This window comes from Enterobacter sp. BIDMC 29 (assembly GCF_019378755.1).
In the GTDB taxonomy this organism is placed as follows: domain Bacteria; phylum Pseudomonadota; class Gammaproteobacteria; order Enterobacterales; family Enterobacteriaceae; genus Enterobacter; species Enterobacter ludwigii.
The window spans coordinates 1620708-1634198 of the sequence record NZ_CP080000.1; the positions used below are offsets into that span (position 1 = coordinate 1620708).

The 13491-nt window shown below is 57.2% G+C and carries 10 protein-coding genes; 2 read left to right on the forward strand and 8 right to left on the reverse strand.

The window, feature by feature from the left end:
• Positions 1-2982, forward strand: a complete 2982-nt coding sequence (locus JTA15_RS07195; RefSeq protein ID WP_121339639.1) for a virulence factor SrfB — start codon at positions 1-3, stop codon at positions 2980-2982.
• Positions 2979-5153, forward strand: coding sequence for a virulence factor SrfC family protein (locus JTA15_RS07200; protein WP_219373051.1), 2175 nt, complete (start codon positions 2979-2981; stop codon positions 5151-5153). Before JTA15_RS07195 ends, JTA15_RS07200 begins: the two co-directional genes overlap by 4 nt.
• Before the next feature lie 33 nt (positions 5154-5186).
• Here the strand turns inward: JTA15_RS07200 and JTA15_RS07205 are convergent, their stop codons facing one another.
• The 8 genes from JTA15_RS07205 to JTA15_RS07240 form a co-directional block, all read right to left on the reverse strand.
• The gene (locus JTA15_RS07205; protein WP_219373052.1) at positions 5187-5945 is read right to left on the reverse strand and encodes an alpha/beta fold hydrolase; all 759 of its coding nucleotides are present in this window, start codon (positions 5943-5945) and stop codon (positions 5187-5189) included.
• An 86-nt stretch (positions 5946-6031) separates the two neighbouring features.
• Positions 6032-6205, reverse strand: coding sequence for a GhoT/OrtT family toxin (locus JTA15_RS07210; protein ID WP_032670341.1), 174 nt, complete (start codon positions 6203-6205; stop codon positions 6032-6034).
• 155 nt (positions 6206-6360) lie between these two features.
• Positions 6361-7785, reverse strand: coding sequence for an aminobutyraldehyde dehydrogenase (patD, locus tag JTA15_RS07215; RefSeq protein ID WP_050736870.1), 1425 nt, complete (start codon positions 7783-7785; stop codon positions 6361-6363).
• Positions 7786-7809: 24 nt separating this feature from the next.
• Positions 7810-8616, reverse strand: coding sequence for an ABC transporter permease (locus JTA15_RS07220; protein WP_032680927.1), 807 nt, complete (start codon positions 8614-8616; stop codon positions 7810-7812).
• Positions 8606-9550 carry an ABC transporter permease gene (locus JTA15_RS07225; protein ID WP_219373053.1) on the reverse strand — a complete coding sequence of 315 codons (945 nt, stop codon included), beginning with the start codon at positions 9548-9550 and terminating at the stop codon, positions 8606-8608. Before JTA15_RS07225 ends, JTA15_RS07220 begins: the two co-directional genes overlap by 11 nt.
• Position 9551: 1 nt before the next feature.
• Positions 9552-10565 (reverse strand): ABC transporter ATP-binding protein, encoded by a 1014-nt coding sequence (locus JTA15_RS07230; protein ID WP_032678252.1) that lies wholly within the window; start codon positions 10563-10565, stop codon positions 9552-9554.
• Positions 10566-10580: 15 nt separating this feature from the next.
• Positions 10581-11726, reverse strand: coding sequence for a putative ABC transporter substrate-binding protein YdcS (gene ydcS / locus JTA15_RS07235; protein WP_020884016.1), 1146 nt, complete (start codon positions 11724-11726; stop codon positions 10581-10583).
• A gap of 273 nt (positions 11727-11999) precedes the next feature.
• Positions 12000-13409, reverse strand: a complete 1410-nt coding sequence (locus JTA15_RS07240) for a PLP-dependent aminotransferase family protein (RefSeq protein ID WP_020884015.1) — start codon at positions 13407-13409, stop codon at positions 12000-12002.
• Positions 13410-13491 lie beyond the last annotated feature (82 nt).

Genomic DNA, 13491 nt, shown 5'->3' on the forward strand with positions numbered 1-13491 from the left:
ATGCTGGTAAATCTTTGCGACTATAAACAGAGCGTCACGCTTATTGCCAACAGCGGCGTGCAATTCCTCGATTTTGGCCTGACTCCGCAGGACACCGCCAGCAACGGGCGCTTCGTACGTAAAACCGCCAACGGTCCGCTTCTGCGTCTCGATTTCGATCTCGTCAACGGGCGTTACACGCTGCCGGGATTGAACGGCGGACAGCCTGAAGTGGTGAAACCGGAAACCACGATCCCACTGCATCAGTCCCTGACGGTGCTGGATGGTGTCTGGCTCCCCATTCCCTTCCTGCGCTTCAATCCGCCACGTACCTTTGTTGACGGGCCGGATAACTGGGCGCGTGTCCAGGTGCGTAAACTTGAAACGCCTGATGCGGCAGGTAATACACACCGCGTCACGCTCGCTCTCGACAGCCAGATTGCAGAGCATGCTACTGCCGCGCTGTCCCCGGTTGAAAATGACATTCTCAACGGCACCCGTTTCGGACTGGCGTGGCGAGATGATGAGGTGGAAAGCTTCCTCGACCAGACCTGGATTGACGGCTGGCTGCGCGAGGCGTTTACCCACTATGCGACCGACGTTGAAAACCGCGCGGAACGCGACCTGCAGCAGGCAATGCGCAGCTTTGAGTACCAGGCACACTGGCTCAACCTGCTGTCCATGCTCGGTGAACAGCTTACCGTGCCGGAAGTGAAATTTGTCACCCATACCCTCAGTACGCCGGCTATTCCGGTCGACCTGATCCTCGACGTCGGGAATACCCATACCTGCGGCGTTATTATTGAAGATCACGGTGATGCGAACGACGGTCTGCGCCAGACGGCCGAACTGCAGGTGCGCTCGTTAAGCGAACCACAGTTCCTCAATGAGCCGCTGTTTACCAGTCGTCTGGAGTTTTCAGAAGCGCGTTTTGGCAAGCAGCACTTCTCGGTGGAAAGTGGGCGTGAAGATGCCTTTGTCTGGCCGTCTATTGTCCGCGTGGGCGATGAAGCCCGCAAACTGGCTACGCACCGTCTGGGCACGGAAGGTAATAGCGGTATCTCCAGCCCGCGTCGCTACCTGTGGGATGAAACCCCGGTGGTCCAGGACTGGCGCTTTAGCCAGATGAACAGCAAGACCCAGCGCGAACCGCTGGCGACCGCGTTCCCGCTGATGAACCTGATGAACGATGACGGTGAACCGCTCTTTACGCTGCCGCAGGACGAGCGACTGCCGGTTTTCTCCCCGCAGTACAGCCGCAGCACGCTGATGACGCATATGCTGTGCGAACTGCTGGCACAGGCGCTGGGGCAGATCAACAGCGTTGCCACGCGCCTGCGTCTGGGCTTTCCGGCCTCACCACGCCAGTTGCGTACGCTGATCCTGACCCTGCCCTCGGCGATGCCGAAGCAGGAACGCGAGATCTTCCGTCGCCGCATGTTCGAAGCGATCGCTATCGTCTGGAAAGCGATGGGCTGGCACCCGCAGGACGACGATTTTGCCACCCGTAAGCACCAGGAAAAAAGCGTGGTGCCGGTACCTGCAATCCAGATGGAGTGGGACGAGGCCAGCTGTGGTCAACTGGTGTGGCTGTACAACGAAGCGATCTCGCATTTTGGTGGTCAGACGGAAGCGTTCTTCGCCTCCCTCGCCCGCCCGGATCGTGAACCTGAACCGGGCGTGCAGCCGGGGCGCTCGCTGCGTGTCGCCTCTATCGACATTGGCGGTGGCACAACCGACATGGCGATCACCCATTATCAGCTGGATGACGGCTCCGGTAACAACGTCAAAATCACGCCGCAGCTGCTGTTCCGTGAAGGGTTTAAAGTGGCCGGTGACGACACCCTGCTGGACGTCATCCAGCGCTATGTGTTACCCGCCCTGCAAACCCAGCTGCAGAAGTCCGGTATCGCCGATGCCTCTCTGCTGATGGCCTCGCTGTTTGGTGACTCAGGACGTATCGATACTCAGGCGGTATTGCGCCAGCAAACGGCGCTTCAGCTCTTTATGCCGATTGGTCACGCCATCCTTGCCGCGTGGGAATCCAGCGACATCGACGATCCGCTGGCAGGCTTGCATGCCACCTTTGGCGATCTGCTGTCGCAGAAACCGACCCGCAACGTGATGAATTATCTGCAACAGGCCGTCGATCATGCCTTGCCGGCAGGTTCAGAAGCCTTCGATCTGTTTGCCGTTCCGCTGCACGTGAATTTCCGTGAAATGCAGGATGCGATGCTGGCAGGCCAGTTCACGCTGGCGTCACCCCTGCATGCGGTGTGCGAGGCCATTTCACATTACAGCTGCGATATTCTGCTGATCACGGGGCGTCCGGGCTGCCTGCCTGGCGTTCAGGCGCTTATTCGCCATCTGCAGCCGGTGCCGGTTAATCGCATCGTCTGGCTGGATAAATACCAGGTTCATGAATGGTACCCGTTCAGCCAGCAAGGACGCATTGGTAATCCAAAATCGACCGCCGCCGTCGGCGCGATGCTTTGCAGCCTGGCGCTAGACCTGCGACTGCCGCGCTTTAACTTTAAAGCCGCGGATATCGGTGCATATTCGACGGTTCGCTATCTGGGCGTCCTGGATAACACCGTGAACACCCTGCGTGAAGAAAACGTCTGGTATCAGGATATCGACCTGGATAAACCGGGTGCGAAACTCGACGCTCGTCTGCACTTCCCCCTGCGCGGAAATGTGACGCTCGGTTTCCGCCAGCTGGCGAACGCGCGCTGGCCGGCAACGCCGCTCTATACGCTTAGCATCAACTCGGCCGAACTGGCCAAAGCGATTGCGGGTGACGGCGTGCTGAACGTGCGGCTCAAACTTTGCGGCGGCAATAAGCATGAAGGGCCTGAATCCTTCGCGCTGAGCGATGCCTGGTTGCAGGACGGGACGCCGGTTCCGCCTGATGCTTTAACCTTCAAACTGAATACTCTGGCCGATCGCCGTCATAGCGGCAGCCACTACTGGATCGACAGCGGGAGCGTATACCTGAAATGACTGCGACGATGACCACCACTCAGGCCTTAATCGGGTGGATAAATGAGACGCGCCTGAACGCCCCTGTGCTGGATAACGAGGCCGATGCCCTTCTTGCGCGCATCAACGCGACGCAGGCACGGGAGCAGGCCATTGACCGCGCTCTGTCCCGCCCGGGCAGTATTGGACTTTACGGTCATTCTCAGAGTGCAAAAGCGCATCTGCTTTTATCGCTGTGCGGCAGCGGTAATGGCCGCCTGAACGTTACGCCAGGCCAGCGTACATTTGACTATTTTTCGCACATTAATCCGGGACATGCCCTGACCAACATGGCCGTGCGGTTCACTCGCGGAAATGCAGAAGTGGTGGATGAGGCGTTCCCGCTGCGCCTGAGCCTGGTGACAGAGGCAGAGCTGGTTCAGCTGTTTATCGCCCGCACCACGCTGCAGCCGGACATCCGCGCCGTGGATAAAGCGGTCATTGAGACGCGCCTGGAGAAGTGGCGTGGCCTGCGCCAGCCGCAGGGCGTTCCTGGTATTACGGCTCAGGACGTGGGTGCCATCGCCCGCTTCTGGCAAAGCTCAGTACCTGCCGCGAAACAGCAAATTGATGATGCCCTGTGGCATCAGTTTGCACAGCTGGTCCCTTCGCTCGATCTCAGCACGCGAGCCAGCGTCTGGTCGCTGCTGTGGGGTGAGCAACAGGAGTTGACCCAGCAGTGGTTAAAGCTCGCTCATGTCCTGCATCAGACCAGCCATGCCGGAGAACTCGCCGCCCCGCTCAGCCTGCTGGTCGATAACTTCGGGCTGCCGGGCGAAGGGTTCCTGACTCACGGCACCTTTTCCCTTCCGGAGGCCCAGGAGACGCTGCTTCATCCGCTGAACAACGGCGAGATGCTTAACGCCATCAGTATCCCTGTCGATACGCTCGCCTTCCTGACGCGTGAGCTGGTCTTGCCGGTCGAAAGCAGCGCCCTGGATAATGTCGATATTATTGATATTCCGGTCTTTTCAGATAACAGCGCCGATACACTGAATCAGGCTAAATGCCAGTGGCTGCTGGAGCATTATCGCCAGCAGCTGCAGCCGGACGTGCTTGTTATCTGCAATGCGACAGCCCAGCACGAGCAAACGGCTAAAAAAGCCCGGGTGCTGATGAACTGGGTCAAAGAGACTCAGCCGGTTGAAGAATCCGCCCTGCCGGGGCTGGTGTGGGCGATTACGCCTCACGACGCACGTTTTACCACCCGTCAGAACCTTGATGAAACGGTACAGCACCTGTTGGGCAAACCGGGTGTGCGCTGGGGGACACTGCAGGCGCTGGACAGCCACAGCATGCAGCGCGTGATCGAGTGGTTGTCTCAGGCCACGTTATCCGCTCAGCGACAGAAGCGTCTTAGCACGCTGAAAGCAATGCTGCGCCAGGAACTCTCGGCCCTGATGAAGGGGTATCTGGCACCGCTGGTTGAGGAACCCGGCGCCAGACGAACTCAGGCCGAAAACATGGTGCGCGTTCTGCAAAGCTCCGCCGCCCGCCACGGTGAACTGCTTGAAGGTCTTCTGCCGCCGCTTAAAGCCTTTGAAACCCTGCTGGCCGTTCAGCAGCCCCGCGAGGAGCAGGTGAACGGACTGTTTACGGATACCATTGACCTGTTTGCCGAGCATGCCCAGGAGAACGCCAGTCCATTCCAGACCAAAGACAAAGCTCGCCTGGCGCATAAAGTCTGGATAAACCATCTGCGCCAGTGGAGCCGCAACGATGCCACTGCCGCGCGCCTTGGGCTGGAACCCGCTGTTTTGCAGCAAATTGCCGACGTTCTGGTGGTGGCCAGCTACCGACTGAACCTGCCGCAGCAGTTGCAGAACATCGTTGAAACCGACAAGAGCAGCGCTGCTCAACTGCATGCCGTAATGGGCAACTTCATTGGCTGGCTGGGCTACGATCGGACACCCGCAGAGGCACGCCCGGCGAGCCGCATCCGTAAAGGCCAGGCAATCTTTGTCACACCGGTGGTCAACAGTACCGCGCCGCGCCTGACGCGTCTGGGAGAACAACCCGTACATGCGGCAACGGTGTATGTCTATGACTGGCTGGTCGCCCTCTATAGCCGGGCAATAGAGAACATCGATTTCCACCACCCGCACGATGTACAGCCTGCCGCACGCCAGGCCTTACAAGCCCTGTTACGTTAGCGCTCCTGGCCCGCAGAGATGCGGGCTATCCTTTCAGGTCGTGGTCATACACTCTGCTAACGTCTGCGCCAGTGCCGACGGATTTTCCCATGACATGGAGTGTCCGGCCGCTGGGATGATTTTCACCTCAACGCCCCGCTTTTGCAGAGAGTCCACATCATCATCAGGTAGAGACCACTCGCCGAAAATCAACGTCACCGGACAGCGCAGAGACAAAAACTGAACCTCCCATTCCGGCTCTACCCCTTCCACCAGGCTGGACGCGCCACGCCACACGGCATACGGCGCATTGCTTTGCAGACTGCCCGCCCAGGGTGAGGTTTCTGCACTGAGCAGCGCATCATACCCCTGCGCCAGGAACTGTTGTTCCGTCTGTGCAGCAATAGAGCGGCTGAACATGCCACCCCCGGCGTGAAAATTGGGTTCCGACACCATCAACCCTTTTACGCGTGGCGCCAGCAGTCCTGCTGCCTCGATAGCAATGCTGCCACCCATACTATGACCATATAGCCAGAAGCTATCGAGTTTGAGATGGTCCAAAAGTTCAGCCACCACTCGCGCCTGCTCGCTGGTGCGATAACGATACTGCACGGGTTTGTCGCTGTAACCGCTGCCGGGGAGATCGATAAGAATGGCTCTGCGCGCACCAAACCGGGCGTCAGAGACGATACGAGGATATTCATAAGAAGAGGCGCAGCCTAACCCGTGAATAAACACCACAGGATCGCCAGAGCCGGGAAGATCGTGCCAGCGCACAACGCAGCCGGCCTGCTGCGAGTAAAAACTGTTCATAAGCACTCCTTTAACGATTCACTGTGTATTTATACAGTCTTCGTGTCTGGAATGCTATGTTCATCTTTTAAAACGGGAAGCGTGCTTCAGAAAAGCGAGATCAACAGCGCAACGGGAAAGCTCATTGGCCAGGTTGACCCCACCAGAAAAGCACTGAGCAGTCGGATACGTTTGCGGTCTTTAGAGAGGAACCAGGTAATTAATGCACAGACAGAAGCCATGATTGCGTAAAAAACCAACATCTTTTGATACAACGTCATTCTGTTTACCAGAGCCGAAAAAATAACCGCACGCAATATGCGTCATATGTTGATACAGATCAAGTTTTTTCATTACATAATAACCATCTGAATAATATGGGATATGTACTGCAGGCAGAGAATGCCCGGCGCTGAATGCGACCGGGCATGGGGGCTTAGTGCTTTATCATCACGTGGCGAACAACGGTATAATCTTCAAGGCCGTACACCGACATATCTTTGCCGTAGCCGGATAACTTCATCCCGCCGTGCGGCATTTCGCTCACCAGCATAAAATGGGTATTAACCCAGGTGCAGCCGTACTGCAGACGCGCGCTCATCCGGTGGGCACGCCCTACATCGCGGGTCCAGACCGATGACGCCAGGCCGTACTGCGAATCGTTCGCCCATGCCAGCACCTGCGCTTCGTCATCAAACTCGGTGACACTTACAACCGGGCCAAACACTTCACGCTGAACGATAGCATCGTCCTGTTTTGCCCCTGCCAGAAGGGTTGGCTGGAAATAGTAGCCTGCCCCCTCTTTTTTGCTGCCGCCGGTCACCACGCGAATATGGCTCAGGGCTTTAGCCTCATCAACCGCCTTACAGACGCGTGAAAGATGGGCTTCGGAACTGAGCGGGCCCAGCTCGGTGGTTTCCTCCTCCGGTGCACCCATCTTCAGGCTCGCCACCGCGGCACCCAGTTTTTCCACCAGCGCGGCATAAACGCCTTTCTGCGCATAAATACGACAGGCTGCCGTACAATCCTGCCCCGCATTGTAGAAACCGAAAGTACGTACCCCTTCAACAACCGCATCAAGATCGGCGTCGTCGAAAACGATAACCGGGGCTTTGCCGCCCAGCTCCATATGGGTGCGTTTAATCGAGGACGCCGTGTGTCCAATAATATGTTCGCCGGTGGCAATAGAACCGGTGAGCGACACCATACGCACCTTTTCGTGGCCGGTCAGCGGATCGCCGACCGTTTTTCCGCGGCCAAACAGAACGTTCAGAACGCCTGCCGGGAAGATGTCTTTCGCCAGTTCCGCCAGCTTGAGGGCCGTCAGTGGGGTAATCTCCGAAGGTTTGATCACCACACAGTTACCCGCGGCCAGCGCGGGTGCCAGCTTCCATGCCGCCATCATCAGCGGATAGTTCCATGGCGCAATGGAGGCGACCACGCCCACCGGATCGCGGCGTATCATCGATGTGTGACCGTCAAGATATTCGCCGGCGGCCAGCCCGTTCAGGCAGCGGGCGGCGCCGGCAAAGAAGCGGAAAACGTCGACCACAGCCGGAATTTCATCTCCCAACGCACAGTGCAGTGGCTTACCGCAATTGAGCGATTCGAGACGGGCAAATTCTTCGCCGTGGGCTTCAATCACGTCAGCCAGCTTCAGCAGACACTCGGCACGCGTTTTAGGCGTGGTTTGTCCCCATTCAATGAATGCGCGATCGGCGGCCTGGACCGCCGCGTCGACCTGCGCTGCTGACGCTTCAGCAATCTCCAAAAGTACCTCTCCGGTGGCAGGGTTATAGACCGGCTGTTTTTCCCCGTCCCCGGCGACCAGTTCACCATTTATCAGCAGTTGTGTTTGCATAGCATTGTCCTGTTGAAATCAATGTTATTTCCCGCTTCCGGCACTGTTTTCGCCGTCGCGGGTTAGCCACCAGGCTCCCAGAATGGGTAGGGTTGTGACCAGCATCACCAGCAGTGCAACGACGTTGGTGACCGGCACGTCGCGCGGACGCCCGAGCTGATTAAGCAACCACAGCGGTAACGTGCGCTCGTGTCCCGCGGTAAATGTTGTGACGATGATTTCGTCAAACGAGAGTGCAAACGCCAGCATCCCCCCGGCCAGCAACGCCGAACCGAGATTCGGCAGGACCACGTAACGGAAGGTTTGCCAGCCGTCGGCTCCCAAATCCATTGACGCCTCGACCAGACTCCAGGAGGTGCGTCTGAAACGGGCAATCACGTTGTTAAACACCACCACCACGCAGAACGTGGCGTGACCGACCACGATGGTGAAAAAACCCGGCTCAAGGTCAATGGTTTTAAACGCCGTCAACAGCGCCAGACCGGTGATAATCCCCGGTAACGCAATCGGCAACAGCAGCAACAGCGAGATCGCATTTTTGCCAAAAAACGCGCTTCGCCACAGCGCCGCTGCAGCAAGCGTGCCAAGCACCAGCGCGATAGCCGTCGACAGCGCAGCGATTTGAAGTGACAACGTCACTGATTCAATGATATCGCCACGCCCTGCTGCCACGGTGAACCACTTCAAGGTCAACCCCTGTGGCGGAAAACTGAACGCGGCGTCTTCGGTGTTAAAGGCGTAGGTCGCAATAATCAGCAGCGGAAAATGAAGGAAGATAACGCCTCCCCAGGCTGCCACTTTCAGGAACAACGGTGCGCGTTCAGAGTGCATCGAATGCTCCCAGACGTTTCACGAACGCCAGATAAAGCGAGATGAGGACAATTGGTACCAGGGTGAAGGCCGCGGCCATGGGCATATTGCCGATAGCGCCCTGCTGGGAATAGACCATATTGCCAATAAAGTACCCCGGCGGCCCCACCAGCTGTGGAACAATGAAATCGCCCAGCGTCAGGGAAAAAGTGAAGATTGACCCTGCGGCAATGCCCGGGATTGCCAGCGGCAAAACGACGTAACGAAAAGTCTGGCGTGGTCGCGCGCCGAGATCGGCTGAAGCCTGCAGTAACGACGCGGGCAGCCGCTCCAGCGCCGCCTGTACCGGCAGGATCATAAACGGCAGCCAGATATAGACGAACACCAGAAAACGCCCCAGCCCGGAGGTGGAAAGCGTGTTTCCGCCAATGGCCGGTAGCGTAAGGATCGCGGTCAGGATCGGCTCCAGCCCCAGGTGGCTCAGAAACCACTGCGCTACCCCGTCTTTCGCCAGCAGCAGCGTCCAGGCATAGGCTTTAACAATATAGCTGGCCCACATTGGCAGCATCACGGCGATATAGAAGAACGCCTTCCACTTGCCGTGGGTGTAACGTGCCATGTACCAGGCCATCGGAAACGCGAGGATAGCGCTGGCGATGGTCACCGCAATGGCCATCATCAGCGTACGCAGGATGATGTCATAGTTTGCCGGATTAAAAAGCGCCAGGATATTGGCAAACGTCAGGTCCGGCGCGACCGCCATGGTGAAATCGTCAAAGGTATAAAACCCTTGCCATAAAAGCGTGAGAAGCGATCCCAGATAAACGATGCCAAACCACATTAGCGGCGCGAGCAGCAGCAGGAACAGCCCAAGCGATGGCTTACGCCAGAACAGTGCGGTAAGGCGGCTCATGCGGCTACGGTGGGCGGGAGGCGGCGCGACACGCGTGTTCATGTCACCTCTCCTCTTGCAGGCGAACCATGGCATCACGTGACCACGACGCCATCACCGCCTGTCCCGGCGTCACGCCGTTCAGCGTTGCGGCATCGCTAAAATTGGCCTGGCTGACCAGCAGTTTTGTACCGTCAGCGAGTTTTAGCTCAAGACGCGTTGCCGCCCCCTGATACTGTACTGCCTGCACCACGCCCTCAACCTGAACCTCACCGCTCTCATTGAGGCGAATATGTTCCGGTCGTAAAGAATAGATGCCTTCCATCCCGCACACGTTGTGTGCCATACCGGCGTCAAACACGTTCGAGGTCCCGACAAAGCTCGCCACGAATGGCGTTCCTGGACGCATATAGAGATCGCGCGGGGTGTCGACTTGCTCAATGCGGCCATTATTGAAAACCGCGACCCGGTCAGACATCGACAGGGCTTCCCCCTGATCGTGAGTGACGAAAATAAAGGTGATGCCGAGCTCCTGCTGCAGCTTTTTCAGCTCGAACTGCATCTGCTCACGCAGTTTAAGATCGAGCGCGCCGAGCGGTTCATCCAGCAGCAATACCCGGGGTTCATTGACCAGCGCCCGCGCGATGGCGACACGTTGACGTTGCCCGCCGGAAAGCTGCGAAGGCTTACGCGTGACAGCAAAGCTTAGCCCCACTTTTTCAAGCGCTTGACGCGCCTGCGCATGGCGCGTTTTCTTGTCGATACCTTTGACCATGAGCCCGTACGCGACGTTGTCGAGGATCGACATATGCGGGAACAACGCATAATCCTGGAACACGGTATTCACATCGCGTTCCCATGGGGGAAGTGCGCTCGCCTCTTTACCGAAGATTTTGATTGCGCCGCCTGACAGCTGCTCAAAACCGGCTATCAAACGCAGGCAGGTGGTTTTACCGGAGCCCGAAGGCCCCAGCATGGAGAAAAACTCTCCGTCATGAATAGCAATGGTGACCCCATCCACCGCCCGCACGTCACCGTACAGACGGGAAACGTCATTAAACTCTACTGCGTACGTCATGTTCTGCTCCTGCGATTAACGGCCGCCCATGATGGCGATGTAATCCTGTGTCCAGCGGCTGTAAGGAACGAATTTGCCGCCTTCTGCAATCGGGGTTTTCCAGAACATGATTTTGTCGAAATAGTTGTAGCCGTTCGTTTCGCAGCCTTTATCGCCGAGCAATGTGCTGGCTTTACACCCTTCCGGTACCACGGGCAGCGAGCCAAACCAGGCCGCCAGATCGCCCTGCACTTTAGGCGTCAGCGACCAGTTCATCCATTTGTAGGCGCACATCGGGTGCTTGGCCTGCGCGTGCAGCATGGTGGTGTCCGCCCAGCCGGTTACCCCTTCTTTCGGGAAAACAGTGGCGACAGGCTGGTTCTCCGCTTTCAGGGCATTGGCCTGATAGGGCCAGGCGCTGGAGGCCACTACGCCTTCATTTTTAAAGTCGCTCATCTGAACGGTGGTGTCATGCCAGTAGCGGTGGATCAGCGCATGCTGGTCACGCAATACCTTCAGTACGGCGGCATACTGTTTTTCTGTTAGCTGGTACGGGTCGGTGATACCCAGTTGCGGCTGCGTGGCTTTGACAAACAGCGCCGCATCGGCGATGTAAATCGGGCCATCATAGGCCTGCACGCGGCCCTGATTGGTTTTACCGTCAGGTAAATTCTGTTTCGTAAAGACGACGCTCCAGCTGTCCGGCGGCGTCGGGAACGTTTTGCTGTTGTACATCAGCAGGTTTGGCCCCCACTGATACGGCGTGCCGTAGACGTTGCCGCCGACGTTAAACCATTCACCTTTGACGATCCGCGGGTCGAGGGTTTTCCAGTTTGGGATAAGGTCGGGGTTAATCGGCTGAACGCGTTTCCCCATGATCAGGCGCAGTGAGGCATCGCCCGAGGCAGTGACCAGATCGTATCCTCCTTTCGCCATCAGGCTAACCATTTCATCCGAGGTGGCCGCGGTTTTTACGTTCACCGCGCAGCCAGTCTCTTTTTCGAACTGGGTGACCCAGTCATAATTTTTATCGGTTTGTCCCCGTTCGATGTACCCGGGCCAGGCAATAATATCCAGTCGTCCTTCCCCGTCGCCGATAGCCTTCGGTGGCTCTGCGGCGTGCGCTGTCATGAGGGTCATGCCGAGCGCGCACAGGCTGCTGCGGGCAAATTTTTTGCTCATAAGAATTACTCCTGTCGCAATGAAATTTAGCGGCAGCCGTGCCGTAAAAATATCTCCCTTATTAAACGTAGACCGCGCAAATGCGCCGCACCGTGCGGCTTAAAGAAATTTCATCAAGGTGTGACCGAGGGCGCATTCCCCGTTAACTGGATTATAGACAAGGAGTTAGCGTTGAGAGGCGGTATGCAGATTTCCTATGATGCGGTACTGCGGAATATTCGCCGTACCGCCATCAGGATAAGGAATGATTATTTTAGAAAGGTGCGGAGATTATTATTCGAGCATGCTGCTAATTAATTTCCCTAACTGAATCACAGCCTGTTCTTCCCGCTCCCCCCACGCCCAGGAGGTATTAAACCGGAAGAATGGTGTCCAGGCGTCAGAGGTCGAAAACATCTTACCGGGGGCAATACTGATGTGGTGCATTAGCGCTTTCTCACTCAGCAGCCCGGCATCCAGCTGCGCCGGGAGTTCCAGCCACAAAAAATAGCCGCTGTCGTTGTGATGAATTTTGACGCCTGCCGGCATATGGCGCAAAAGCGACTGCCACGCCTGCTGTTTGCGTTCGGCCAGCGTGCGTCGCAGGCGGCGAAGATGGGCGTCATAGCGTTTTGTCGCAAGGTAATCCACCAGCGCCAGCTGCATGGGTGAACTGGTCGATAAGGTGCTCATCAGCTGTAGCTGCTGAATGCGTCGCGCATGTTTACCTGCCGCCACCCAGCCGATGCGAAACCCCGCCACCAGACATTTCGAGAAGGACGAGCAGTGGAGCGTCATATCGTCACGATCCCAGGCTTTCGCTGGCAGGGGTTTCTCCCGGCCAAAATAGAGTTCGCTGTAGACATCATCTTCGATCAGGGTGACGTTGTGCCTGGCGAGAAGCGCGACCAGGTGCGCTTTTTTCTCTGCGCTGAGCGTGAAGCCGAGGGGATTTTGACTGTTGGTCATGAGCCAGCAGGCTTTGACCGGATACTCATTGAGCGCCTGCTCAAGCGCATTCAGATCGATCCCTTCGCGGACGTCCGTCGCCACCGACAGCGCTTTAAGTTTCAGGCGTTCAAGCGCCTGCAGTGCACCATAGAAACAGGGGTTTTCGACAATCACCCAGTCACCAGGCTCGGTAACGGCCTGCAGGCTAAGATTCAGGGCTTCGAGTGCCCCTGCGGTAATGACAATCTCATCCGGTGAGATATTCATTCCCTGCTGCGCATAGCGGCGGGCAATGGCGTGGCGAAGGTCAACGTTACCCGGAGGCAGGTTTTCAATTACGCTCATTGCTGTGGCGGTTTTACTGACATTGGCCAGCGAACGGTTAAGTTGCTGCAGCGGGAAAAGCCGGGGGTCGGGGAAGGCAGAAGCGAAAGGAACCACCGACGGGTCGCGGCTGGCCTGTAATACGTCGAAGATATAGGTGTTGATATCTACCACTTCGTCCCGCATCACCTGGGCAGGCGGTGCAGGTTGGTGTGCGGTCGGGCGCGAGGCAACGTAATAGCCCGACTGCGGCCTGGCGACGATACGCCCCTGGCTTTCCAGCATCTGATACGCGTGGCCCACGGTCATAAAACTCATGCCGCTGCTCGCGACCTGCTCTCGCAGAGAAGGCAGCTTATCGCCCGGCAACCATACGCCAAGCTCGATCTGCGAGATAATTTGTTGCGCCAGACGCTGGTATTTTTTCATCAGATTCTCCTTATGACCGACAGTGTATATCAGCAGGAGAAAAAGAGAAGATTTTGCTAACTGTTATAGTTAGCCAGATGCA

Coding starts and splice junctions, on each gene's coding strand:
- JTA15_RS07195 (WP_121339639.1), top strand. CDS start 1: ATGCTGGTAAATCTTTGCGACTATAAACAGAGCGTCACGCTTATTGCC.
- JTA15_RS07200 (WP_219373051.1), top strand. CDS start 2,979: ATGACTGCGACGATGACCACCACTCAGGCCTTAATCGGGTGGATAAAT.
- JTA15_RS07205 (WP_219373052.1), bottom strand. CDS start 5,945: ATGAACAGTTTTTACTCGCAGCAGGCCGGCTGCGTTGTGCGCTGGCAC.
- JTA15_RS07210 (WP_032670341.1), bottom strand. CDS start 6,205: ATGACGTTGTATCAAAAGATGTTGGTTTTTTACGCAATCATGGCTTCT.
- patD (WP_050736870.1), bottom strand. CDS start 7,785: ATGCAAACACAACTGCTGATAAATGGTGAACTGGTCGCCGGGGACGGG.
- JTA15_RS07220 (WP_032680927.1), bottom strand. CDS start 8,616: ATGCACTCTGAACGCGCACCGTTGTTCCTGAAAGTGGCAGCCTGGGGA.
- JTA15_RS07225 (WP_219373053.1), bottom strand. CDS start 9,550: ATGAACACGCGTGTCGCGCCGCCTCCCGCCCACCGTAGCCGCATGAGC.
- JTA15_RS07230 (WP_032678252.1), bottom strand. CDS start 10,565: ATGACGTACGCAGTAGAGTTTAATGACGTTTCCCGTCTGTACGGTGAC.
- ydcS (WP_020884016.1), bottom strand. CDS start 11,726: ATGAGCAAAAAATTTGCCCGCAGCAGCCTGTGCGCGCTCGGCATGACC.
- JTA15_RS07240 (WP_020884015.1), bottom strand. CDS start 13,409: ATGAAAAAATACCAGCGTCTGGCGCAACAAATTATCTCGCAGATCGAG.